Below are 21,750 nucleotides of genomic sequence, written 5' to 3' on the forward strand. Positions count from 1 at the left end.
GCAACTGTTCAGGTTGATAGATGGAACGGGCGGGGGACCGAGCCGGCTCACGGCGTCAAGCGCCAAGGACCCAACGGCTTCCCGCCCACCGCCATCATGACAGACTTTCCAGACACAGGGACCCATACGCCGCGGCGGAGCTCTTCTTGCCGCGGCAGCAGTTTCTTGAACAATTGATGACGGTGGTTGGGTCCCGGCCTTCGCCGGGACGACGCGATCAATCGAACGCACCTTAGAAAGCAAATGGCCGGGACGTGCCCGGCCATCGCAACTGCAACAACGTTCGCGAAGCTTACTTCTTCGTCGGCGCCATCTTGGTGTCGGCGGGCTTCGGCGCATCCTTGGCGGCATCTGCCGGCGCCGTCGCGTCCTTGGCCGTCTCGGCCGGCTTGTCCAGGCGCTCGACCTTGGCGGCCTCGCGCAGCTTGGCGACATAGTCGGCCTGCGCCTTGCGGGTCACATAGGTCTCGATCTGGGCCTTCACCTGCTCGAAGTCGGGCGCCTTGCGGTTGCGCTTTTCCTCGACCTTGATGATGTGCCAGCCGAACTGCGACTTGACCGGATCGGAGATCTTGCCCGGCTCGAGCGTGAAGGCGACCGCGGAGAATTCCGGCACCATCTGCTCCTTGGTGAAGAAGCCGAGGTCGCCGCCGTCGGAGGCGCCGGGATCCTTGGACTTCTTCTTGGCGAGCTCGGCGAAGTCCGCGCCCTTGTCGAGCTCGGCCTTGATCGCCTTGGCTTCGTCCTCGGTCTCGACCAGGATGTGGCGGGCGCGCACCTCCTGCTCGCCGGTGATCTGCTTGGAGGCCTCTTCATAGACCTTCTTCATGGCGTCGTCGGTGGTCGCGGCCTTGCCCTCGCTGGCAAGCAGGCTGTCCATCAACAGGCGGTTGCGGGTGAAGGCGAGCCGCTTCTTGAAGTCGTCATTGTTCTCGATCTTCTTGTCCTCGGCGGCCTTGGACACGATCTTCATGTCGATCAGGAAGGACAGCACGTTGTCCTTCTTGGTCGCGGGGTCCATCTGCGCCAGGCTCGGGCCGAGTTCCTCCTCGGCGAGCGCGACGTCGCTGGCATGGATCTCGGAACCGTTCACCTTCGCCAGCACCGGGTCGGATTCCGCGGCGCGGACCGGGAGGCCGGCAGCCAGCACTGCGACAAGACAGCCCGTGGCGGCCAGGGTGGCGAGGCCGAGGCGCAGGCCGGTTTTGGTTTCCGGAGGCGAGGTGGTCATGCAAAATCCTTGGTCTAAAGGGGGGAAGCTCGAGCGGGCCGGACACTCGCCCAATCGTGTTACATTGGCAACGCGAAAGTCTTGTCAAAATGATGAATTCCTTGACATCTTGGCGGCGTTGACAACCCCCCGACCGGGCCATATCTCTGGCCGACCGTGTCAGCGGTGAGAGCGCTTATTTTGCTGCGTTTTTCGCCGTTGAACCCAGGATGGCCTGTTTCCCACTCAATTGGCGGAGGAGCCCCGGGTCGGGGCTCGAACCGTAGCGCGTCACGGTGAGTTGATAGGCAATCCGGCGGACCGTCTCAGGCTGTATTCCAAGACTGAAATTCAAAACCGAACCAAGACCGAACTCGAGACCGAAGAACAGGAATTTCGCATGATCGGCGCGCTCGCCCGCAAGTTTTTCGGCTCCGCCAACGACCGTCGGGTCAAGGGGTATCAGTCCCGCGTCAGCGCCATCAACGCCCTGGAGGGCGACCTCGTCAAACTGACGGACGACGAGCTCAAGGCCCGCACCGTCGAGTTCAAGCAGCAGCTCGCCGGCGGCAAGACGCTCGACGACCTGCTGGTTCCGGCCTTCGCCACGGTGCGCGAGGCGGCCAAGCGGACGCTCGGCCAGCGCCATTTCGACGTCCAGCTGATCGGCGGCATGGTGCTGCACGAGGGCGACATCGCCGAGATGAAGACCGGCGAAGGCAAGACGCTGGTTGCGACGCTCGCGGTCTACCTCAATGCGCTCGCCGGCAAGGGTGTCCATGTCGTCACCGTCAACGACTACCTCGCCCGCCGCGACTCCGGCTGGATGGGCCAGATCTATTCGTTCCTGGGGCTGACCACCGGCGTGATCGTGCACGGCCTCGACGACGCCGAGCGCAAGGCCGCCTATGCCTGCGACATCACCTACGGCACCAACAACGAATACGGCTTCGACTATCTGCGCGACAACATGAAGTACCGCCTGGAGGACATGGTCCAGCGCGAGCATTTCTACGCGATCGTCGACGAAGTGGACTCCATCCTGATCGACGAAGCGCGCACGCCGCTGATCATCTCCGGCCCGCTCGACGACCGTTCGGATTTCTACAACACCATCGACACCTTCATGCCCAAGCTCGCCAAGAAGGACGACTTCGAGGTCGACGAGAAGCAGCGCACGGTGACGCTGACCGAAGGCGGCATGGAGAAGCTCGAGAACCTGCTGCGCGACGCCGGCCAGCTCAAGGGCGAGTCGCTGTACGACGTCGAGAACGTCTCCGTCGTGCATCACGTCAACCAGGCGCTGCGCGCGCACACGCTGTTCACGCGCGACAAGGATTACATCGTCCGCGACGACGAGGTCATCATCATCGACGAGTTCACCGGACGCATGATGCAGGGCCGGCGCTATTCGGAAGGCCTGCACCAGGCGCTGGAAGCCAAGGAGCACGTCACGGTCCAGCCCGAGAACCAGACGCTGGCCTCGATCACCTTCCAGAACTATTTCCGGATGTACCAGAAGCTGTCCGGCATGACCGGCACGGCGCTAACCGAAGCCGACGAACTGTTCGACATCTACAAGCTCGAGGTCGTGGAGATCCCGACCAACCTGCCGGTGGCGCGCCTCGACGAGGACGACGAGGTCTATCGGACCCAGAACGAAAAATACGCCGCGATCCTTGCCGAGATCGAGCGCGCCAACAAGCGGCTGCAGCCGGTGCTGGTCGGCACGGCGTCGATCGAGAAGTCGGAAGTGCTGGCCGAGTACCTCAAGAAGCACGGCTACAAGCAGATCGACTTCACGTCCGAATCCGGCATGGAGAAGCTCTACGCCGCGGCGCGCGCGGGCAAGCCTGCAAAACTGTTCGCGGTGCTGAACGCGCGCTTCCACGAGCAGGAAGCCTACATCGTTGCGGAAGCCGGCGTACCGGGCGCGATCACGATCGCGACCAACATGGCCGGCCGCGGCACCGACATCAAGCTCGGCGGCTCGCTCGAGATGCGGATCCAGCAGGAGACCGCCGCGATCACCGACGAAGCCGAGAAGGCCAAGAAGATCGAGCTGATCAAGGCCGACATCGAACGCTTCCGCGAGCTGGTGCTGAAGGCGGAAGAGGATTTCGAGGTCGAGCCCGCCAAGGGCAACAAGCCCGCCAAGACCGTGAAGAAGCCGGGCGGCCTTTACATCATCGGCTCCGAGCGCCACGAATCCCGCCGCATCGACAACCAGCTGCGCGGCCGTTCCGGCCGTCAGGGCGACCCCGGCCGCTCGAAATTCTTCCTGTCGCTGGAAGACGATCTGATGCGCATCTTCGGCTCCGACCGGCTCGACAGCATGCTGCAGCGGCTCGGCCTGCAGGAAGGCGAAGCCATCATCCATCCCTGGATCAACAAGGCGCTCGAGAAGGCCCAGCAGAAGGTCGAGGCGCGCAACTTCGACATCCGCAAGAACCTCTTGAAGTTCGACAACGTCCAGAACGACCAGCGCAAGGTGATCTTCGACCAGCGCATCGAGCTGATGAAGGATGACAGCGTCGTCGAGACCGTGACCGACATGCGCCACGCGTTCGTCGAGGACGTGGTCGCCAAGCACATCCCCGAGCACGCCTATGCCGAGCAGTGGGACACCGCGGGCCTCAAGGAAGAGCTGAAGCGCGTGCTCGATGTCGACCTGCCGGTCGACGAATGGGCCAAGGAAGAGGGAATCGCCGACGAGGAGCTGCTCAACCGCATCGAGAATCATGTCGATGAGCGCATGGCGGCGAAGGTCGCGCAGTGGGGCCCCGACGTGATGCGTTACGTCGAGAAGACCATCCTGTTGCAGACACTCGACCATCTCTGGCGCGAGCACCTGATCATGCTCGACCATCTGCGCCAGGTGATCGGCCTGCGCGGCTACGGCCAGCGCGACCCGTTGCAAGAGTACAAGACCGAGGCCTTCAATCTCTTCCAGGAGATGAGCGCGCATCTGCGCGAGGCGGTCACCGCGCAGCTGATGCGGGTCGAGATCGTGCCGCCGGACGAGCCTGCGATGCCGCTGCCGCCGATGGAAGCGCACAAGCTCGATCCCCACACCGGCGAGGACGAGTTCGCCCAGGCCCGCCTGACCGAGGCCACCTACGCCCAGGCCTCGCTGGCGCCGGGCATGCCGGCCGCCGACCGCAATCCGAACGACCCGGCAAGCTGGGGCAAGGTCGGCCGCAACGAGGATTGCCCCTGCGGCTCAGGCAAGAAGTACAAGCATTGCCACGGCCGCTACGCGTAAGCCGCCGCAAGCCCTGACGCGGCGGGCGCCTGGCCCGCCGTCGAAGCTGCATCGCCGTCAGCCGGCGAAGGCCTTGTCGAGATCGGCAATGATGATCTTCTGCATCTTCAGCATCGCCTGCATCGCGCGATCGGCCGCCTTGCGGTCGGGATCGCCGAGATAGCGGCTCAACGCCGTCGGGATCACCTGCCAGGACAGGCCGAAGCGGTCCTTGAGCCAGCCGCAGCGCGATTCCTGGCCGCCGTCGGTGAGCTTCTCCCAGAAGTAATCCACCTGCTCCTGGGTCTCGACGCTGAGGAAGAACGACACCGCCTCGTTGAACTTGTGCTGCGGCCCGCCATTGAGTGCGTAGAACCGCTGCCCCTCGAGCTCGAAGCTCGCCATGAAGTCGCTGACGGTCTCGATCTCGGCGTTCGGAAACACCGATTTGTAGAAGGTGACGGCGTCGCGGACGTTGTTGTCGAGCCAGAGGAACGGCGTGATCGAAGTCATGACGGGGGAATCCTTGTGATCGATGAGGAGGATGAGCCGGAACCGCGCGCACAGCGTTAGCGCATCCGGAGGACGAGACCGCGTCCGGCACTCCGACATGTTGCCCGGACTTTTTGTTGAGCCTCCCGGCATGGCTGTCTGACGGCGAGGCGGTATTTTCGCGATTTTGGGTTCCCTGGTAACCCCGCGCTAAGCCCGCCGACGGTCCGGCCACTACCCAAAGTCGGAGTTGGCTCGTCCAATCAATCACTTGTTAGCGCTCTGTGCTTCAATATTGCCGGGCGTGTCGGGTGAGCCGCCGACGCGCATCAAAGCGTCTCTTTGATCAAGGCTCGATCAGGAGGCCGCGCCTTGCAGACCGCGACGACGATGCCCGGCCGCTACTATCCGGCGATCTTCGTGCTGGCGTCGGCCACGCTGGCCTATCAGATCCTCATCACCCGCTTCTTCAGCGTGGTGGTGCATTACCACTTCGCTTTCGGGGCCATCGCCCTTGCGATGTTCGGGCTGACGCGCGGTGCAATGAAGGTTTATGAGGATTCCACGCGTTATGCGCCGGAGCGTGTGGCGCCGGAATTTGCCTGTCACGCCGCGCGGTTCGCGCTCAGCGGCGTCGCCGTCATGTGCGCCTTTCTGTATGCGCCGCTGGTCGTGCCCGACGCATACGCCATGTCTGCGCTCGCCGCGGTGGCGCTGGCTTTCACCATTCCGTTTGCCGAGGGCGGCATCTGCATCACGCTGCTCCTGACCCGGCTGCCCTATGTCGGCGGCTGGCTTTACGCTGCCGATCTGGTCGGCGCCGCGGTCGGATGCCTCGGCATCATCTTCGTGCTGCTGGTGATCGATCCGGTCAGCGCGACGCTGTGGATCGGCGCCTGCGCCGCGGCCGTCGGCTGGTTCGTGGTCGGTCACGGCGAGGGCCGAAGCGCTGTGCGCCTGAGCCGCAACAGCGCGATTGGTCTCGCCGCGCTCGCCGCGGTTCACACCGCGCTTGCCGCAACCGGCAGCAGCCATCTTGGCGTGATCTGGGCCAAGGGCACCCCGCAGACCGGAACGTTGTTCGAGCGCTGGAACACCTATTCGCGCATCCGCGTGACCGATCTCGGGCTCACGACTCCGTTCGGCTGGTCTTTCTCGCGCACCCCGGATACCAGGATCGAGCAGCTCTATCTCGACATCGATGCCGACGCGGCGACGCCGATCACCCGCTTCTCCGGCGATCTGACCAAGGTTTCCTATCTCAAGGACGACGTCATCAACGCGCCCTATCTGGTGCAGCAACGGCCGGGCGATGTGGCCGTGGTTGGCGTCGGCGGCGGCCGCGACATCCTCTCTGGCCTCTATTTCGGCGCGCAGCGAATTCACGGCATCGAAATCAATCCCGCGATCTTCGAAGTGCTGACCGACAAGTTCGCCGATTATTCGGGCCATCTCCATCGCCAGCCCGGCGTGTCGCTGGTCAATGCCGAAGCGCGCAGTTACATCAACCACTCGCCCGATCGCTACGACCTGATCCAGATCTCGCTGATCGACACCTGGGCCGCCACCGCAGCCGGCGGGCTGACGCTGACCGAGAACCGGCTCTACACCGTGGAGGCGTGGGACGATTTCTTCCGCGCATTGAAGCCGGGCGGCATGCTCTCGGTGTCGCGCTGGTACGAACCGACGGTCTATCGCGGCGAGTTCTATCGCCTGATTGCGATCGCGGCCGAGGCGCTGCAGCATCAGGGCGTGCCGATGACCGAACTGTCGCAGCATGTGATTGCGGCGAATGTCGGCAGCATCGTCACGGTCATGACCCGGCCCGAGGCGTTCACGGCGGCGCAATGGCAGGGCGCGCGCGACCGGCTGGTAGCACAGGGGTTCAAGCTGCTGCTCGGGCCTGACATCGCGTACGACAATGTCACCTCGGCTCTTCTATCGGGCAAGGCCGACCAGAGCTTCCTTGATTCATTGCCGGTAAACATCGCGGCCTCGACCGACGACAAGCCATTCTTCTTCTATACCGCGCGACTTGCCGATCTGTTCCTCAAGAACGGCTTCGAGGCGCAGAACAACGCAGCGCTCGGCATCATCAAATGGGTGCTCGTCTTCCAGCTCGGCATCTGCATCTTCTACATCGGCATTCCCTTCGCGCGCCTGATGCGGCGGATGCCGGTGGCCACACTGGTGCCGCCGGTGGCCTATTTCGCCGCGATCGGCATGGGCTTCATGCTGATCGAGATTTCGCAGATGCAACGGCTGATGGTGTTCCTCGGCCACCCGGTCTACGGGCTCAGCGTCGTGCTGTTCACGATCCTGCTGTTCGGCGGCATCGGCAGCGCCACGGTGGCTGCCGCGCCTTCGCGGCCGGCCATGTTGATCGCTCGCCTCGTGGCGCTGGGCGCAACGCTGGTGGCCGCAGGCCTGCTGACGCCGGCCGTCACCGCTTGGGCGCGCTCCGCGCCGACCGACATCCGCATCCTGGTGTCGGTCGCGCTGCTGGCACCGCCGGCTTTCTGCATGGGCATGATGTTCCCGCTGGGCCTCGGTATCTGGCGGCGACATGACGGGCTGCTGCCGTTCTTCTGGAGCACCAACGGCATCACCTCGATGCTTGCTTCCGTGCTCGGCATGGCGCTGTCGATCCAGTTCGGCATCACCACGACATTCGGACTCGGCGTCTGCTGCTATGTGGTGTGCGCGATCATGATCGTCGGCAACCGGCTGGCCCAACCGGCCGCTGATACCGCCCTCACGCCGGTGCGGCCGGCCGGCCTGGTGGCGCAGGACGAGGTGGCGTCGTAGCGGAGGCTGTTGCCTCAGTTCGCGCTGCCGATCAGGCTTTCCAGCAGCCGCTTGAGCTCGGTGGTCGACTTGTCGCCATAGCTCTCGACGATGTGCTCTTCCTGGCTCACCGCCAGCGAGTTCAGGCGGCGGCACAGCGCCTTGCCTCGGTCGGAGACGAACATCAGGACCTTGCGGCGATCCTTCGGATCCTGCACGCGATAGACCAGCGCGTCCGACACCATGCGGTCGATCATCTTGGTCAGCGTCGGATGGTTGAGCAGCACCGCGTCGGCAAGCTCGCCCATCGAGTGGCCGTTGCCGTCGGACAGCACTTTGAGGATGCGCCACTGCTCGACCGGCACGCCTTCCTTGGCCAGCCGCGTCTCCAACTGCCGGTTGATCTCCCGGTTGGCTTGCGCGAGCAGGTAGGTGAGGTGTTCGGTGATCGGGGAATTTTCTTTCGGCGGTTTAGCCACGGCGTGAGACCTGGTTCCTGACCCGGTGAATGAATGTCCGGCAACTCATGCCATTTCTATATGCACTTCAATTGTTGAATATTCAATATTTTCCCCTAGAATATTCCCCCAACCAAGGGGCGGATGCCGCGACCGCCCGCTGGCTGCGTTGCGTACTGCTTCCCAGACAGGAGTTGGCGTGCTCTCGACGGTCTCCTTCCAGGCGTATGGCGGCATGCCCGTCGCGCCGCCGCACCTGTTTCGAAATCCGTCGTCCTGTGCGGCCGACCTCGCCTTGACCGTCAAGCCGGGCTCCTCGCGCCGTGGCGGCACCGACGGCAAGCTTAGGATCGGCAATTTCATCACCTTCTCCGGCGCGCCCGGGATCTGGGGGCCGATCTCGGCCAACAGCGTCATGCTGGCGGTTGCCGAGATCAACCGGCGCGGCGGCATCCGCGGCCGCGAGGTCGAATTGTCGATGTACGACGCCGGCGGGCCGATCGAGGAGGTGGTGCGCCGCGCCGAGCGGGCGATCGCCTTCGACGAGATCGACGTGATCATGGGCTCGCATATCTCGGCGGTCCGCCTCGCGCTGCGCAAGGTCACGGCCGGCCGCATCCCCTATGTCTACACGCCAGTCTATGAGGGCGGCGAGCGGACGCCGGGCGTGATGGCGATCGGCGAGACGCCGCGTGCCGAAAGCCGCCCGGCGATCCACTGGCTCACCGAGGTCAAGAAGGCGCAGCGCTGGTACCTGATCGGCAGCGACTATGTCTGGCCCTGGCAGTCGCATCGCGCGGTGAAGCGCTACATCAAGGAGGCGGGCGGCCAGGTGGTCGGCGAGGAATTCGTCCCGCTCGGCGAGGACGATCACGAGCCGCATCTGGCGCGGATCCGCGCGGCCCGGCCCGATGTCGTGCTGATCACCCTGATCGGGACCGACAGCATCACCTTCAACCGCGCCTTCGCCGACGCAGGACTCGCCGCCACCACGCTGCGCTATGCCGGCGCGATGGACGAGACCGTGCTGCTCGGCATCGGGCCGGACGCGACCGAGAACCTGTTCTGCGCCTCCGGCTATTTCGGCTGCGTCGATTCGCGCGCCAATGACGAGTTCCAGATCAGCTACCGCGCGATGTTCGGGGCGCACGCGCCGCCGATCGGCTCGGTCGGACAGTCGAACTACGAGGGGATGCGCTTTCTCGAAGCGGCGGCCAACCGCGCCCGCTCGCTGTCCACGGGGCCGTTGTCCGCCGCGGCGCGCAACCTCGTCTACAGCGGCGCCCGCGGCACCGTCACCATTCGCGACGGCCGTGCCGAAATGCCGATCTATCTTGCCGAGGCCGACGGTCTCGACTTCAATGTGATCAAGACGATCTAGCGTGGCACCGTCGCCCGTGAGGGCGATGCCGTGAGCGGCGTGCGGGTGCCGGACAGGAGCAGGTGTGCAGTCGACGCCCAACGTCATGGCAAGAAACCTCCCGTTCCCGCCATCCCTGCTGTTCAGGAACCTGGCGTCGGCGGCGTCGGATCGGCTGCTTGCGCCGGTGGATCGCAGCGGGTTCGGTCCGCGCGGGGCGCGCAACCGGCTGCGGATCGGCGGCTTCGTCTGTTGCTCCGGTTCGCCCGGGATGTGGGGGCCGGCCGCGACCTCGACCGCGCAACTCGCCGTCGCCGAGATCAACCGGCGCGGCGGCATTCTTGGCCGGGAGATCGAGTTCTCGGTCTACGACGCCGGCGGCCCAATCGACGAGGTGATCGACCGCGCCGAGCAGGCGATCGCCTCCGACGAGGTCGATCTCATCATGGGTATGCACACCAGCGCGGTGCGTGTCGCGCTGCGCAACCTCATCACCCGAAGCAAGATCCCCTACATCTACACGCCGGTCTATGAGGGCGGCGAGCGGACGCCGGGCGTTATTGCGATCGGCGAGACACCGCGTTGGCAGAACCGGCCGTCGATCCATTGGCTGGCCGAGGCGAAGCACGCCAGGCGCTGGTACCTGATCGGCAGCGATTATGTCTGGCCCTGGCAGTCGCACCGCGCGGTGAAGCGCTACATCAAGGAGACCGGGGGCCTCGTGGTCGGCGAGGAGTTCGTGCCGGTCGGCGAGGACGATCACCAGGCGCATCTGGAGCGGATCCGTGCGGCGAAGCCCGATGTCGTGCTGATCTCGCTGATCGGTACCGACGGCGTGACCTTCAACCGCGCCTTCGCCGAGGCCGGGCTCGCCGCTACCACGTTGCGCTTTGCCGGCTGTTTCGACGAAACGGCGCTGCTCGGCATCGGCGCCGACAAGACCGAGAACCTGTTCTGCGCCTCCGGCTATTTCCCCTCGGTCGGCTCGCAGCCCGGCGACGATTTCAGGGACCGCTATCGCGCGATGTTCGGTCCGTTCGCGCCGCCGGTCGGATCCTGCGGCGAGTCCGCTTATGAAGGCTTCTGCCTGCTGGAGGCTGCCGCCAACCGCGCCGGCACGCTGGACCTGCGCCCGCTACTCGCGGCAGCGGACAATCTCGTCTATCGCGGCCCGCGCGGTCCGGTCACGGTGCGCAATGGCCACGCCAGGATGCCGATGTATCTGGCCGAAGCCGATGGCCTCGACTTCAGGGTGATCAAGGCGATCTGACGCCGGATGCGACAGCCCGTCGAACCGATCCGTGAAATAATACTTGAAAAGGAAAATATTTCCGTTTTCAATACAACATCGGGGTGAGCGGTTCGCGCGGGTCAAACGCGCTGCCGCTGCTCCGTGCCCAAGGAATCCGATCCAGGAATCAAATCCAAAGATCAAAAGCTTCAGGAGAGCGCCGTGACCGTCGTCCTTCCCACGCCAACGCAACTTCGTGCCGTCGCCGAGCAGTGCGGCCTGTCCCTGACCGATGAGGACGTGGCCTCGTTCCGCGGCCTGATGCAGGGCTCGGTCGATGCCTACAACCTCGTCGCCCAGATGCCGGACGAACTGCCCGAGGTGAAATATCCGCGCACGCCCGGCTATCGTCCGGCACCGGAAGACAACAAGCACAATGCCTGGTACCGCAAGTCGACGGTGAAGGGCGCAGCCTCCGGCAAGCTCAAGGGCAAGACGGTGGCGCTGAAGGACAACATCATGCTGGCCGGCGTGCCGATGACCAACGGCTCGTCGACGCTGGAAGGCTATATCCCCGATTTCGACGCCACCATCGTCACGCGCATGCTGGATGCCGGCGCCGAGATCGCCGGCAAGACGCACTGCGAGCATTTCTGCCTGTCCGGCGGCAGCCATACCGGGTCCTACGGGCCGGTGCACAATCCGCACAAGATGGGCTATTCGGCCGGCGGCTCGTCGTCGGGCTCCGGCGTGGTGGTCGCGCTCGGCGAGGTCGACATGGCGATCGGCGGCGACCAGGGCGGCTCGATCCGCATGCCGTCCTCGTTCTGCGGCACCTACGGCATGAAGCCGACCTGGGGCCTCGTGCCCTACACCGGCATCATGCCGATCGAGATCTATGTCGACCACACCGGCCCGATGACCGCGACCGTGGAAGACAACGCGCTGCTGCTGGAAGTGCTGGCCGGCGACGACGGCTACGATCCCCGGATCAAGGCGCCGAAGGTCGACGACTACACCAAGGCGCTCGGCAAAGGCATCAAGGGCATGAAGATCGGCATCGTCAAGGAAGGTTTCGAGCAGCCGACCGCGGAGGCCGCGGTGAATGAGAGCGTGCATGAGGCGGCCAAGCGCTTCAAGGACCTCGGCGCCAGCGTCGAGACGGTGTCGATCCCGATGCACATGCTCGGCGGCGCGATCTGGACGCCGATCGGCACCGAAGGCCTGACCCAGACCATGATGTTCGGCGACGGCTACGGCCTCAGCCGCGGCGATCTCTATTCGACCTCGCTGATGGATTTCCACCGCGGCTGGCGCCGTCAGGCGGATTCGCTGTCCGAGACCACGAAGCTGTTCATGATGCTCGGCACCTACATCAACAACAACTTCGGTCCGCGCTTCTACGGCAAGGCGCTCAACATCTCCCGTCGGCTGGCCGCGGCCTACGACAAGGCCTTCAAGGACTACGATCTGCTGCTGATGCCGACCACGCCGATGAAGGCGACGAAGTTGCCCGAGGCCAATGCCAGCCGCGAGGAGTATGTCGCCCGCGCGCTGGAGATGATCTCCAACACCGCGCCGTTCGACATCACCCACCATCCGGCGATGTCGCTGCCCTGCGGCATGGTCGATGGCTTGCCGGTCGGTCTGATGCTGGTCGGCCGGATGTTCGAGGAATCCACCATCTACCGCGCCGCGCACGCTTTCGAGCAGGCCGGCGACTGGAAGAAGATGTGAGGCGCCGCTTGTCGCAGAAACAGGCCGAACGGATCGGGCACCATGGCTAGCACCTTCGCCGCGGTGTTCGAGATCGTGAGCTTCGGCGCGATCATCGTGCTGGTCGTGCTCGGGCTCGGCATCATCGCCAGCATGATGGGCATCTTCAACTTCGCGCAGGGCGAATTCGTCCTGCTCGGGGCCTATGTCACCTATCTGGCCTACGCTCATGGTGCGCCGGTGTGGGTCGGCATGGTCGCCGCACCCTTTGTGGTCGGCGCGCTCGGCTTCGTGCTGGAGGCGCTGATCATCAGGCGATTCTATGCCGCGCCGATCGTGGCGATGCTCGGCACCTATGCGCTCGGGCTGATCATCCGCGAAAGCGTCCGCGGGCTGATCGGCGGCTTCTATCTCACGGTGCCGGAGCCGATCGGCGGTTCGATCGATCTCGGCTCCGTCCACATCTCGGCCTGGCGCTTCACCATCATCGTGATCACGCTGTTGGTGATGGGCGGCTGCTATCTGCTGCTGGCGCGCACGAGTTTTGGGCTTCGGGTCCGTGCCACGCTGGAGAATCCGGCGCTGGCGCGCGCGTCGGGCATCTCGACGCCCTTGATCTACGGCGCGACCTTTGCGTTCGGCGCGGCGCTCGCCGGGCTTGCCGGTGCGCTGATCGTGCCGGTGTTCAGCCTGTTTGCCGATCTCGGCATCCGCTTCCTGATCCAGGGCTTCGTCGCCGTGATGGTCGGCGGGGTCGGCTCCTTCATCGGTCCGGTCGCCGGCGCCGGCGTGATCGGCACGCTCAGCGCGGCGCTGCCATGGGTCATGTCTCCTGTCGTCGCCGACGTCCTCGTCTTCGTGCTCGCCATCGCCTTCATCAAATTCCGGCCGCAAGGCCTCATTGCTGGGAAAGGGGTCTAATCACCATGTCGATTGAACGCATGAATCTCTCGCGCCGCCGCTTCATGAGCAATTTCGCCTTCGCGACCGGCGCGCTCGCGACCGGGGTCGGCAGCTGGGTGGTGAGGCCGGATTGGGCCAACGCCGCCGAGGGACCGATCAAGGTCGGCATCGCGACCGATCTGACCGGCCCGATCGCCTATGCCGGCAATGCCGACGCCAACGTCGCCAAGATGGTGATCAAGGAGATTAACGCCGGCGGCGGCCTGCTCGGCCGGCCGCTCGAGCTCTATATCGAGGACACCGCCTCGAACGAATCGGTCGCGGTCGGCAACGTCCGCAAGCTGATCCAGCGCGACAAGGTCGACATGGTGCTAGGCGGCATCACCTCCTCGATGCGCAACGCGATCAAGGACCCGATCGTGGCGCGCGGCAAGACGCTCTACATCTATCCGCAGCTCTACGAGGGCAAGGAGTGCACGCCCTATCTGTTCTGCACCGGGCCGACGCCGGCGCAGCAATGCGACGAGTTCATTCCGTGGTTGATCAAGAACGGCGGCAAGAAGTTCGCGCTGCCGAGCGCCAACTATGTCTGGCCGCATACGCTCAACGTCTACGCCCGCAAGGTGATCGAGGACAATGGCGGCGAGGTCGTGTTCGAGGAATACTACCCGCTCGACCAGGTCGACTTCTCGTCGACCGTCAACCGCATCATCTCGAACAAGGTCGACGTGGTCTTCAACACCGTGATCCCGCCGGGCGTCGGCCCGTTCTTCAAGCAGCTTTATGAAGCCGGCTTCCTCAAGAACGGCGGGCGGCTCGCCTGCGTCTACTATGATGAGAACACGCTCAACATCAATCAGGCCAGCGAGATCGAGGGGCTGGCGAGCTGCCTCGACTATTTCAAGGTGCTGACCAAGGAGGATCCGTTCAACGCCAAGATCCAGGCGGCCTATGAGAAGGATTTCCCGGGCAACTTCCTGTTCGCGGCCGGCAGCGCCGCCACCGGAACCTATCGCGGCCTCAAGTTGTGGGAAGCCGCGGTCAAGGAAGCTGGCAAGGTCGACCGCGACTCGGTTGCGGCAGCGCTGGACCACGCCAAGATTGCCGAAGGACCCGGCGGACCCGCCGAAATGGTTCCCGGCAAGCGTCACTGCAAGATGAAGATGTACACCGCTGTTGCCAAAGGCGGGAACTATGAGATCGTGGCGCGCAGCGCCGGTCTCGTCGATCCCAAGGAATGCTGAGCGATCAATGGGTGGAGCAGAGCAGGCCGTCGCACGCATCGGTGAGGGACCGGATGTCGTGACGCGCGAGGACGTACCGGCCGCGAGCGCGCCGGCGGGACAGGCATCGGCAGGATGGAAGGTCCTGCCGATCGTGGAAGGGCTGGTGCTCTTGATCGCACTGGTCCTGCCATGGGTGCTGCAGGATTATCTCACGGTGTTCGCCACCCGCGTGGTGATCCTCGCGCTGTTCGCGCTGTCGTTCGACCTGGTGTGGGGCTATGCCGGCATCATGAGCTTCGGCCAGGCGTTGTTCTTCGGCGCCGCCGGCTACGGCGTGGCGCTGATGGCGCGCGACCTCAACGTCACCTCGATCCTTCTGATCCTGCCCGCCGGCATGCTGATCGGCCTCACGGCCTCGCTGCTGCTCGGCGGCTTCCTGCTGCTCGGGCGCTATCCCTCGAGCGTGATCTTCGTCTCGCTCGGCACCCTGACCGGCTCCTATGCGGCGGACCGGCTGGCGCGCGGCTGGTATTATCTCGGCGGCCAGAACGGCATCCCGTCGATCCCGCCGCTCACGCTCGGCAGCTACGAGTTCGAGGAGGGGCCAGTCTACTACTACATGGTGCTCGGCATCCTCGTGGTCGTCTATCTGCTCTGCCGCTTCCTCGTGCGTTCGCAATTCGGACTGGCGCTCGCCGGCCTGCGCGAGAACGAGCAGCGCATCGCCTTCTTCGGCTACAAGGCGCAGCATCTGAAGGCGATCATCTTCGCGGTCGGCGGCACCATCGCCGGTCTCGCCGGCAGCCTCTATGCCTTCCACGAAGGATTTGTCTGGCCCAACATGCTGGGGGTCGTGTTCTCGACCCAGGTCGTGCTCTACGTCTTGTTCGGCGGCTCCGGCACGCTGATCGGCGCCGTCATCGGCACCGTGATCATCGAGGGCGTCAGCTTCTGGCTGTCGGACAATTACCGCGACGTATGGCCGATCATCCTCGGCGTACTGCTGCTGCTCGTGATCATGTTCCGCCCGCTCGGGCTGGTCTCCTTCGTGCTCGGCGAGCGCGAGCGGGTCGGCAGCTTCGGCAAGGGACCAAACAAGAAGGGACCAAACAAGGCGCCAAAGCCCAAGGAGACCGGCCATGCCGCTCCTTGAGGCGTCAGGAATCAGCAAGGTGTACGGCAAGCTCACCGCGCTCGATGGTGCGGCGCTGACCGTCGGCGAGAATGAGTTTCATGGCCTGATCGGCCCCAACGGCTCGGGCAAGAGCACGCTGATGAAATGCGTCGCCGGCGCCGAGGTGCCGACCACGGGCAAGGTCGCGTTCGTCAACACCGACATCACGGCATTCACGCCGACCGAGCGCGCCCGCGCCGGCATGAGCCTGAAATTCCAGATCACCTCGGTGCTGCCGACGCTGACGCTGTACGACAACATCCTGCTGGCGCTGCAGGCGCATTCGTCGCTGTTCGATCTCGTGCTCTCGCGCACCCGCAACAGGCTGCACGATCAGGTCATGACGATGCTGACCCAGTTCCGTCTCGCCGATCGGGCGTATGACGCCGCAGCCGCGCTGTCGCACGGCCAGCAGCAATGGCTCGAGATCGCGATGGCCCTCGCCGGCAAGCCGCGGCTGTTGCTGCTGGACGAGCCGACCGGCGGCATGAGCCTCGAGGAGCGCCGCGTCACCGGCGAGCTGTTGCAGCCGATCAAGCAGCATTGCTCGCTCGTCATCGTCGAACACGACCTCGATTTCATCCGCGACATCTGCGACCGCCTCACGGTGCTCGACCAGGGCAAGGTGCTGGCGTCGGGGACGGTCGCGGAAATCCAGGCCAACAAGAGTGTCCAGGAGATCTATCTTCGCCGTGCCTGACCAGTCCTTCCTCGATGTCCGGCATCTCGATGCCGGTTATGGCCGCAGCCAGGTCCTGTTCGATGTCAACATCGGCATTCCCTGGCGCGGCGGCGTCGCCGTGCTCGGCCGCAACGGCGCCGGCAAGACCACGCTGATGAAGACCATCGTCGGCGAGCTCGCGAGCTCGCAGGGCGAACTGTTCTTCGACGGCCGCGACATCACCCGCCGCCGCACCGAGGAGCGCGTGCGCTCCGGCATCGGCTATGTACCGCAGGAGCATTCGGTGTTCGCCCGCCTGTCGGTGCGCGACAACCTCGCGGTCGGCTCGCTGACCAATTCCGATACGAGCGCGGTCGATCGCGTGCTGGCGATCTTCCCCAAGCTCGGCCAGCGCCTCGACCAGCCGGCCGGCACGCTGTCCGGCGGCGAGCGCAAGATGCTGGCGATCGGCCGTGCCATGCTCGGCAATCCGAAACTGCTGCTATTGGACGAGCCGACCGAAGGCGTCTGGATCGGGGTGATCGAGGAGATCACCGAGCGGCTGATCGAGCTCGCCAAGAGCATCTCGGTCGTGATCGTCGAGCAGCATCTCGACCTCGCGCTGCGCGTCGCCGACTATGCCTATGTGCTGGACCGCGGCCGCGTCGCGCTGCAGGGCGGCGCCAGCGAGGTGCGCAACGATCCGGAACTGCTGCGGTATCTCGCGCCGTAGCCGCCAGCAAACGGGGCAACCGAAAGGCGTCCTGGATTGTCGGGATCGCTGCGGACCGGCTCCGGCTCGCAGGGGTGGCCCCATCCCTGGCCTGGTCTGACCGTTCCGGCCGGTGAGGGCCATAGCCGCCGCGAGCGTTCGTTATCTTGACAAAGGTCAACGCAGACCCGGCGAGGACGTGCTGAATTGCCAACGGGCTTCCGGTTGCTTGCTGGAGCCGCAACGGATTCTTGCATTCGTTGGATCGGCTATCGTGCGGGGACAGTCTTGACGAAAGAACGGCAGGCGGAAGATGCGGCGGATACATTCCGGCTCCTTCGGGCCTTTCGCTCGATCCGGGACCGTGCCGCACGACGACGTATCGTCGAGACGGTTGAAGCGATCGCGGATGACCGCGCACCGGCCGCCGACGCAATGTCGGTCGCCACCGATCAAAAATGAAGTTCAATGTCCAACCGATTGCTCTGCCCCGTTCTTGCCAGGTTCAGTGCACGATGCGGTCAGCCTTGCGCCGGACAGGGTCGTTTCCCTGCTTCCGCGTCCGTCGCGCTGATCGCATCTTGCGGCGCACATACCAGGCAGCAATCGAGCAAATCAGCCAGGCAAACGATGCGGCGATGAAGGCGGCCGGGACGCTGCGATCCACCGTCAGCGAGAACACAATCGCAAACGCCAGCATGCCGATCGCGCCCAGCGCCGCGCCCGCGGCATCGAGCGCGGCGGCTTGCTGGCCGCGCCGCGTGCCATTGAGTCCCGCTTGTCGCTTGCGGCGGATCTCATGCTTCTCGATCAGGGTTGCGCTGGCGCAGAAAATGGCGGGAAGTGCAAGAAAGGCGCCGCCGATATACGCGCCGCAGTAGCTGCTGATCAGCCCGGTGAAGACCGTCGCGCCACCGCCAAGCACGAAGCGGATCAGATATTCGCTCCAACTGCCCTCTCTCAGCGCCGACGGTGAGAAGCGGACCGGCGTCATGCTTGCCCTCCGGCAAGGGCCAGCAGGCCGAACACGATCGTCAGCCAGACGGCAAGCGACAGCGATGTTGCAGGGATTGCGCGCAACCTGGTACGAATCAGCAGTTGGCAGACCACGAAGCCATAGACGGCGAGTGCGAGTGCGCCGGCGATCATCGCGCGGCTCTGCAGGGCGGCGTATTCGGCGCCGTGCTGGTACACGGCGATGCCGAGCGTGGCGAGCGCAACGGAAGGCGCCGCACCGAACAGGCCGGCGAAGCTCTTCGGGCGCAGAACGTCACCCAGCATCGCGAAGGCCGACACCACGGCTCCGCCAAGCAGAAAACGGATGACATATTCAGTCATCGCGCCTTGCTCCGCGGCGGATCGTCACCCGGATAGCCGGTCCAGAAGCGCAGCAGCCGCTCGAGACCGGCGCCGAGCGCGAATCCTGCGATCACGTCGCTTGTCCAGTGTGCGAGAACGACAATGCGCGTCAGCGAAAGGCCGATCGCGAGCCCCTGAATTATGCGGCGAGCGCTGGCGGGCAGCGTCGCGGCCGCCGACGCCAGCGCGCCCATATGCAGCGCGTGGCCGGAGGGAAAGGCGTCTTCACGCTTGCCGGAGATCGAGACCCCGTTGAGGTGGCCAACCACGGTCAGGCGGTCGGGGCGGGTCTGGTTGAACAGCAACTTCAGGCCGTGCGGCAGCAGCGATGCTGCGACCGTCACCAGCAATGCGTGATTGCCAGCGCGTTCCAGCGCTGCGCCGCGCCCGCGCGAGGCGAGCCAGCCGGCGGCCGCGAGCACAAGCAGGACCTTCTCGTCAGCGCCCCAGGTCAGTCCGCGGGCGACCTCTTCCGGAGCAGGTGCGGTGTTGCGGGCGATCGCACGCGCGATCATGGCATCCGCCGCGGTCGGGCGAATAGTGATGGGGAAGGTGGGGCCGCCTCGATGGCGGCGTGCTCGAACTCTGGCTGTCGTATGCATGGTCCAGTTCCCATCCAACGCGCCAGCCGCGGCATGGGTCCTAACGGGCGTGCGGGCGAGGTCCACGGAGGAGCCAACTGCAGTTCGATCCTCGTTCCCCAGGGAACGAAGAGCCCCGGCTGCCGTTGGGCAGCGGGAGGAATTCACCGATGCGTTATCTTTCGATCATAGCCCTTTGTGCCGCTGCCGTGATGAGCGGCGGTACCGCGCTGGCGCAGCATGCCGGCACCAAGTCCGAACAATCCGCATGCTCGCGCGACGCACAGCGTTTCTGCCGCAAGGATCTCGGCAATGACGGCGCCGTGCAGAACTGCCTTCAGATGAAGCGAGCCAGCTTGAGTTCAAGCTGCAAGAAGGTTTTCGAAAGTCACGGCATGTAACCGCTACCCGCCGACGCAGATCTTCTTGTTGATCAACGCGACGACGGTCCGCCGACGTGTTCGATAAGGTGCGCGCGCGAGGGTGACGGCTCAAACCTGTCAGCGAAGTACTGCGTTTCGTGGGCGACCAGACCGTCGCGGAACTCCATGATGCTCACTACGTAAGACGGTTTGTCGTCATAGGTGAGGATGTACTCGGTGATCCACAGATCGCCGCTGCCGATCATGCGCCGGATCGTGAAGCGCTTCTTGTTCGGCTGCACCGTCCGGCTCTGCTGAATGTTGCGCCGGCCGCGGATCCGCTCGCCCGATTGCGGATAGTCGAGCACTGCATCCTCGCGGTAGATCTCGTGCTCGCGCTCGAAATCGCTCGCGTCCGACGCCTCCCAATGGCGCTCCAGCGCCGTGCGTATGGCCCGATCATCCATCGCAATCTCCCGGCTGTGCCCCGTGCATGATCTGGCGATCATCTACGCGTGGTTAGCAAGAGGAATGTGGTGGCGAAGGGCGGCTATGATTGAGAGGGGCATGTCGCGAGAATGCGGAACTGCGTCCCACTGGCCGAGCAACAAATTCGATGTCGTCCCGGCCTTGAGCCGGACCATAACCACGAATGCGAACCGTCTTGAAAAGCTGTGGCCACAGCGCGCTTCGACAACACGGCCCCGTGGTTATGGGTCCCTTGCTTTCGCAGGGACGCACCTTGTGCTGTTCGAAGTGTTGATTGGAGACGACGAGCGCCGCGGCGCAAGCCGGCCGCGCTTACTTCACCGCGGAGAAGCGGGTGTCGAACGAGTTGGTCTGCACGACAGGCGCGGAGCCGGCGAGTTGGGTCGACGATGCCGCGGGGGCCAGCGCGGCTGCGGCGGTGCTGGTTGTCTGCGGCTTCGGCGCCGGCTTGGCGGCCTGCTTCGGCTCGGCCTTCGGGGCGACGCGAACCACCGATTGCGGCTTGGCCTCGGCGACCTTCGGCTTGGCCGGTGCGGCAGCGACCGGAGCCGGCGGCGGTGCGGTCGTCTTGCTGGCGTCGGCGGTGCCGCCGATGCCGACCTTCTGGGCAAAGCTCGAGAAGAAACCTTCGGACTTGTCGGACGTGTTGGCCGAGGCAACGCGGGCAGTCGACGACGTGGTCGCCACCACAGGCTCTTCCTGCTGGACCGCGAGATTGGGTTTGGGCGGATTGACCGTGCCGGGGATCGTGCCGGGTGCGCGCGCCAGCGCCATCGATTGCAGCGACTGGCTGTCGCCGCCTTCGGACAGACCGGTATTTCCTTCGGGAATCTTCGAGGCGAAGATCGCGTTCATGCCGCCGTCGATGCCGGTGTTGAGGCGCGCCACGGGCGTACCCTTGGACACCAGCTTGGCGGTCTCGGCGGCGTCCCGCTGCTCCTTCTCGCGCACCGCGCTCGCGATCTCCTCGGGGACCACATAGGCTGGGCACTTCGCGGAGGCGTCGAACACCGGATCGCGCGTTGCGTTCGGGGCCTTGACGGCGTCGAACACGTACTTCTTCTCGCAGAAGTCGACCTTCGGCTCCTGCTTCGTCACCTCGAAATGATCGTAGCCTTCCTTGATCATCTTCCAGAAAGGCATGTTCGGATTGTTGCGGTGCTTGGCCATGTTGACCGGCGTCATCCGGAACGGATAGGCCTGCAGCTGGAACGCCTTCTGGCCGCCGAAGAACGATTCGCGGCCGAGCGAATAGATTTCCGCGATCTGCTCGTCGGTCATTGCGTAGCAGCCGCGCGAGGAACAGTCGCCATGCACCATCAGCTGCGAGCCGGTGCGGCCGAGCGCCTTGTCGAACGCGTTGGGATAGCCGGTGTTGAACGACAGATAATAGGCCGACTGCGGGTTCATCTGGCTCGGATTGATCGAGTAGAACCCTTCGGGCGCCTGGCGGTCGCCCTCACGGACCTTCGGGCCGAGATCGCCCGACCAGCGGCAGATCGGATAGGTCTTGAGCAGCGCGAACTGGCCGGAGCGGGTCTGCTTCCAGACCTCGAGCTCGGCCTCCTGCTTGAACAGCCGCACCAGGATCGGCGACTGCATGTCCATGTCCTTCTCGGTCATGGCAGCGACGAGCTTTGGCGGGACCGGCTGGTTGGCCTTGGCGTTCTGGGCGAGCGAGATCTGGTCGCTGTCACAGCCGGCGAGCATGATACCCGCGGCGAGGACCGCCGAAGTCAGAAGCGCGCGTACGAGCGTGCGATGAGTCAAGTCCGAGCTCCACAC

General features: G+C 64.8%; 20 protein-coding genes. 12 read left to right on the forward strand and 8 right to left on the reverse strand.

Annotated elements, in window-relative coordinates; all coding sequences use genetic code 11:
• Positions 1–292 precede the first annotated feature (292 nt).
• Positions 293–1,231, reverse strand: a complete 939-nt coding sequence (locus AC066Y_RS11660; protein WP_478273997.1) for a peptidylprolyl isomerase — start codon at positions 1,229–1,231, stop codon at positions 293–295.
• 379 nt (positions 1,232–1,610) lie between these two features.
• Here AC066Y_RS11660 and secA point away from each other — a divergent pair, with 379 nt between their 5' ends.
• Positions 1,611–4,475 carry a preprotein translocase subunit SecA gene (secA, locus tag AC066Y_RS11665; RefSeq protein WP_478273998.1) on the forward strand — a complete coding sequence of 955 codons (2,865 nt, stop codon included), beginning with the start codon at positions 1,611–1,613 and terminating at the stop codon, positions 4,473–4,475.
• 57 nt (positions 4,476–4,532) lie between these two features.
• Here secA and AC066Y_RS11670 read toward each other — a convergent pair whose 3' ends face one another.
• Entirely contained in the window at positions 4,533–4,967 is a 435-nt protein-coding gene (locus tag AC066Y_RS11670) for a VOC family protein (RefSeq protein WP_456719989.1), read from the reverse strand.
• Positions 4,968–5,318: 351 nt separating this feature from the next.
• Here AC066Y_RS11670 and AC066Y_RS11675 point away from each other — a divergent pair, with 351 nt between their 5' ends.
• Positions 5,319–7,754 carry a spermidine synthase family protein gene (locus AC066Y_RS11675; RefSeq protein WP_478273999.1) on the forward strand — a complete coding sequence of 812 codons (2,436 nt, stop codon included), beginning with the start codon at positions 5,319–5,321 and terminating at the stop codon, positions 7,752–7,754.
• A 14-nt stretch (positions 7,755–7,768) separates the two neighbouring features.
• Here the strand turns inward: AC066Y_RS11675 and AC066Y_RS11680 are convergent, their stop codons facing one another.
• On the reverse strand, positions 7,769–8,212 hold the full coding sequence (locus AC066Y_RS11680; RefSeq protein WP_038387042.1) for a MarR family winged helix-turn-helix transcriptional regulator: 444 nt from the start codon (positions 8,210–8,212) through the stop codon (positions 7,769–7,771).
• A 178-nt stretch (positions 8,213–8,390) separates the two neighbouring features.
• Between AC066Y_RS11680 and AC066Y_RS11685 the strand changes: the two genes are divergently transcribed.
• The 9 genes from AC066Y_RS11685 (at position 8,391) to AC066Y_RS11725 (ending at position 17,636) form a co-directional block, all read left to right on the forward strand.
• Positions 8,391–9,572, forward strand: a complete 1,182-nt coding sequence (locus AC066Y_RS11685) for a substrate-binding domain-containing protein (protein ID WP_207834525.1) — start codon at positions 8,391–8,393, stop codon at positions 9,570–9,572.
• 85 nt (positions 9,573–9,657) lie between these two features.
• Complete coding sequence (locus AC066Y_RS11690; RefSeq protein WP_478274000.1) at positions 9,658–10,821, forward strand: substrate-binding domain-containing protein; 1,164 nt, start codon at positions 9,658–9,660, stop codon at positions 10,819–10,821.
• A gap of 183 nt (positions 10,822–11,004) precedes the next feature.
• Positions 11,005–12,519, forward strand: coding sequence for an amidase (locus AC066Y_RS11695; protein ID WP_478274001.1), 1,515 nt, complete (start codon positions 11,005–11,007; stop codon positions 12,517–12,519).
• A 42-nt stretch (positions 12,520–12,561) separates the two neighbouring features.
• Complete coding sequence (locus AC066Y_RS11700) at positions 12,562–13,419, forward strand: branched-chain amino acid ABC transporter permease (RefSeq protein WP_092120142.1); 858 nt, start codon at positions 12,562–12,564, stop codon at positions 13,417–13,419.
• A 5-nt stretch (positions 13,420–13,424) separates the two neighbouring features.
• Positions 13,425–14,645: a substrate-binding protein gene (locus tag AC066Y_RS11705; protein WP_478274002.1), complete on the forward strand. Its 1,221-nt coding sequence runs from the start codon at positions 13,425–13,427 to the stop codon at positions 14,643–14,645.
• 7 nt (positions 14,646–14,652) lie between these two features.
• Complete coding sequence (locus AC066Y_RS11710; RefSeq protein WP_478274003.1) at positions 14,653–15,780, forward strand: branched-chain amino acid ABC transporter permease; 1,128 nt, start codon at positions 14,653–14,655, stop codon at positions 15,778–15,780.
• Positions 15,767–16,501 carry an ABC transporter ATP-binding protein gene (locus tag AC066Y_RS11715; protein ID WP_456719995.1) on the forward strand — a complete coding sequence of 245 codons (735 nt, stop codon included), beginning with the start codon at positions 15,767–15,769 and terminating at the stop codon, positions 16,499–16,501. The genes AC066Y_RS11710 and AC066Y_RS11715 overlap by 14 nt, the downstream gene beginning before the upstream one ends.
• Complete coding sequence (locus AC066Y_RS11720; RefSeq protein WP_478274004.1) at positions 16,494–17,195, forward strand: branched-chain amino acid ABC transporter ATP-binding protein; 702 nt, start codon at positions 16,494–16,496, stop codon at positions 17,193–17,195. The genes AC066Y_RS11715 and AC066Y_RS11720 overlap by 8 nt, the downstream gene beginning before the upstream one ends.
• Positions 17,196–17,462: 267 nt before the next feature.
• Complete coding sequence (locus AC066Y_RS11725) at positions 17,463–17,636, forward strand: hypothetical protein (protein ID WP_478274005.1); 174 nt, start codon at positions 17,463–17,465, stop codon at positions 17,634–17,636.
• Between the two features lie 43 nt (positions 17,637–17,679).
• On the opposite strand, the gene AC066Y_RS11730 is transcribed toward AC066Y_RS11725, so the two are convergent.
• From AC066Y_RS11730 to AC066Y_RS11740, 3 genes are read right to left on the reverse strand one after another with little or no spacing between them, the layout of a single operon-like run.
• Entirely contained in the window at positions 17,680–18,168 is a 489-nt protein-coding gene (locus AC066Y_RS11730; RefSeq protein WP_478274006.1) for a DUF3147 family protein, read from the reverse strand.
• A complete protein-coding gene (locus AC066Y_RS11735) occupies positions 18,165–18,512 on the reverse strand; it encodes a DUF3147 family protein (protein WP_478274007.1) in 348 nt (115 codons plus the stop codon). The genes AC066Y_RS11730 and AC066Y_RS11735 overlap by 4 nt, the downstream gene beginning before the upstream one ends.
• Entirely contained in the window at positions 18,509–19,135 is a 627-nt protein-coding gene (locus tag AC066Y_RS11740; protein ID WP_478274008.1) for a phosphatase PAP2 family protein, read from the reverse strand. The genes AC066Y_RS11735 and AC066Y_RS11740 overlap by 4 nt, the downstream gene beginning before the upstream one ends.
• 149 nt (positions 19,136–19,284) lie before the next feature.
• On the opposite strand from AC066Y_RS11740, the gene AC066Y_RS11745 reads away from it, so the two are divergent.
• The gene (locus AC066Y_RS11745; RefSeq protein ID WP_176528529.1) at positions 19,285–19,515 is read left to right on the forward strand and encodes a hypothetical protein; all 231 of its coding nucleotides are present in this window, start codon (positions 19,285–19,287) and stop codon (positions 19,513–19,515) included.
• A 32-nt stretch (positions 19,516–19,547) separates the two neighbouring features.
• On the opposite strand, the gene AC066Y_RS11750 is transcribed toward AC066Y_RS11745, so the two are convergent.
• Together AC066Y_RS11750 and AC066Y_RS11755 are read right to left on the reverse strand one after the other, a co-directional pair.
• Positions 19,548–19,943 carry a nuclear transport factor 2 family protein gene (locus tag AC066Y_RS11750; protein WP_478274009.1) on the reverse strand — a complete coding sequence of 132 codons (396 nt, stop codon included), beginning with the start codon at positions 19,941–19,943 and terminating at the stop codon, positions 19,548–19,550.
• Between the two features lie 334 nt (positions 19,944–20,277).
• Positions 20,278–21,735 carry a L,D-transpeptidase family protein gene (locus tag AC066Y_RS11755; RefSeq protein WP_478274010.1) on the reverse strand — a complete coding sequence of 486 codons (1,458 nt, stop codon included), beginning with the start codon at positions 21,733–21,735 and terminating at the stop codon, positions 20,278–20,280.
• Positions 21,736–21,750: the final 15 nt, after the last annotated feature.

It is taken from the genome of Bradyrhizobium sp. USDA3010, assembly GCF_056429065.1.

Excerpts from the sequence above, each read along its gene's own strand:
- AC066Y_RS11660 (WP_478273997.1), bottom strand. The coding sequence starts at position 1,231 with ATGACCACCTCGCCTCCGGAAACCAAAACCGGCCTGCGCCTCGGCCTC.
- secA (WP_478273998.1), top strand. The coding sequence starts at position 1,611 with ATGATCGGCGCGCTCGCCCGCAAGTTTTTCGGCTCCGCCAACGACCGT.
- AC066Y_RS11670 (WP_456719989.1), bottom strand. The coding sequence starts at position 4,967 with ATGACTTCGATCACGCCGTTCCTCTGGCTCGACAACAACGTCCGCGAC.
- AC066Y_RS11690 (WP_478274000.1), top strand. The coding sequence starts at position 9,658 with ATGGCAAGAAACCTCCCGTTCCCGCCATCCCTGCTGTTCAGGAACCTG.
- AC066Y_RS11700 (WP_092120142.1), top strand. The coding sequence starts at position 12,562 with ATGGCTAGCACCTTCGCCGCGGTGTTCGAGATCGTGAGCTTCGGCGCG.
- AC066Y_RS11705 (WP_478274002.1), top strand. The coding sequence starts at position 13,425 with ATGTCGATTGAACGCATGAATCTCTCGCGCCGCCGCTTCATGAGCAAT.
- AC066Y_RS11710 (WP_478274003.1), top strand. The coding sequence starts at position 14,653 with ATGGGTGGAGCAGAGCAGGCCGTCGCACGCATCGGTGAGGGACCGGAT.
- AC066Y_RS11715 (WP_456719995.1), top strand. The coding sequence starts at position 15,767 with ATGCCGCTCCTTGAGGCGTCAGGAATCAGCAAGGTGTACGGCAAGCTC.
- AC066Y_RS11730 (WP_478274006.1), bottom strand. The coding sequence starts at position 18,168 with ATGACGCCGGTCCGCTTCTCACCGTCGGCGCTGAGAGAGGGCAGTTGG.
- AC066Y_RS11735 (WP_478274007.1), bottom strand. The coding sequence starts at position 18,512 with ATGACTGAATATGTCATCCGTTTTCTGCTTGGCGGAGCCGTGGTGTCG.
- AC066Y_RS11740 (WP_478274008.1), bottom strand. The coding sequence starts at position 19,135 with ATGCATACGACAGCCAGAGTTCGAGCACGCCGCCATCGAGGCGGCCCC.
- AC066Y_RS11745 (WP_176528529.1), top strand. The coding sequence starts at position 19,285 with ATGCGTTATCTTTCGATCATAGCCCTTTGTGCCGCTGCCGTGATGAGC.
- AC066Y_RS11750 (WP_478274009.1), bottom strand. The coding sequence starts at position 19,943 with ATGGATGATCGGGCCATACGCACGGCGCTGGAGCGCCATTGGGAGGCG.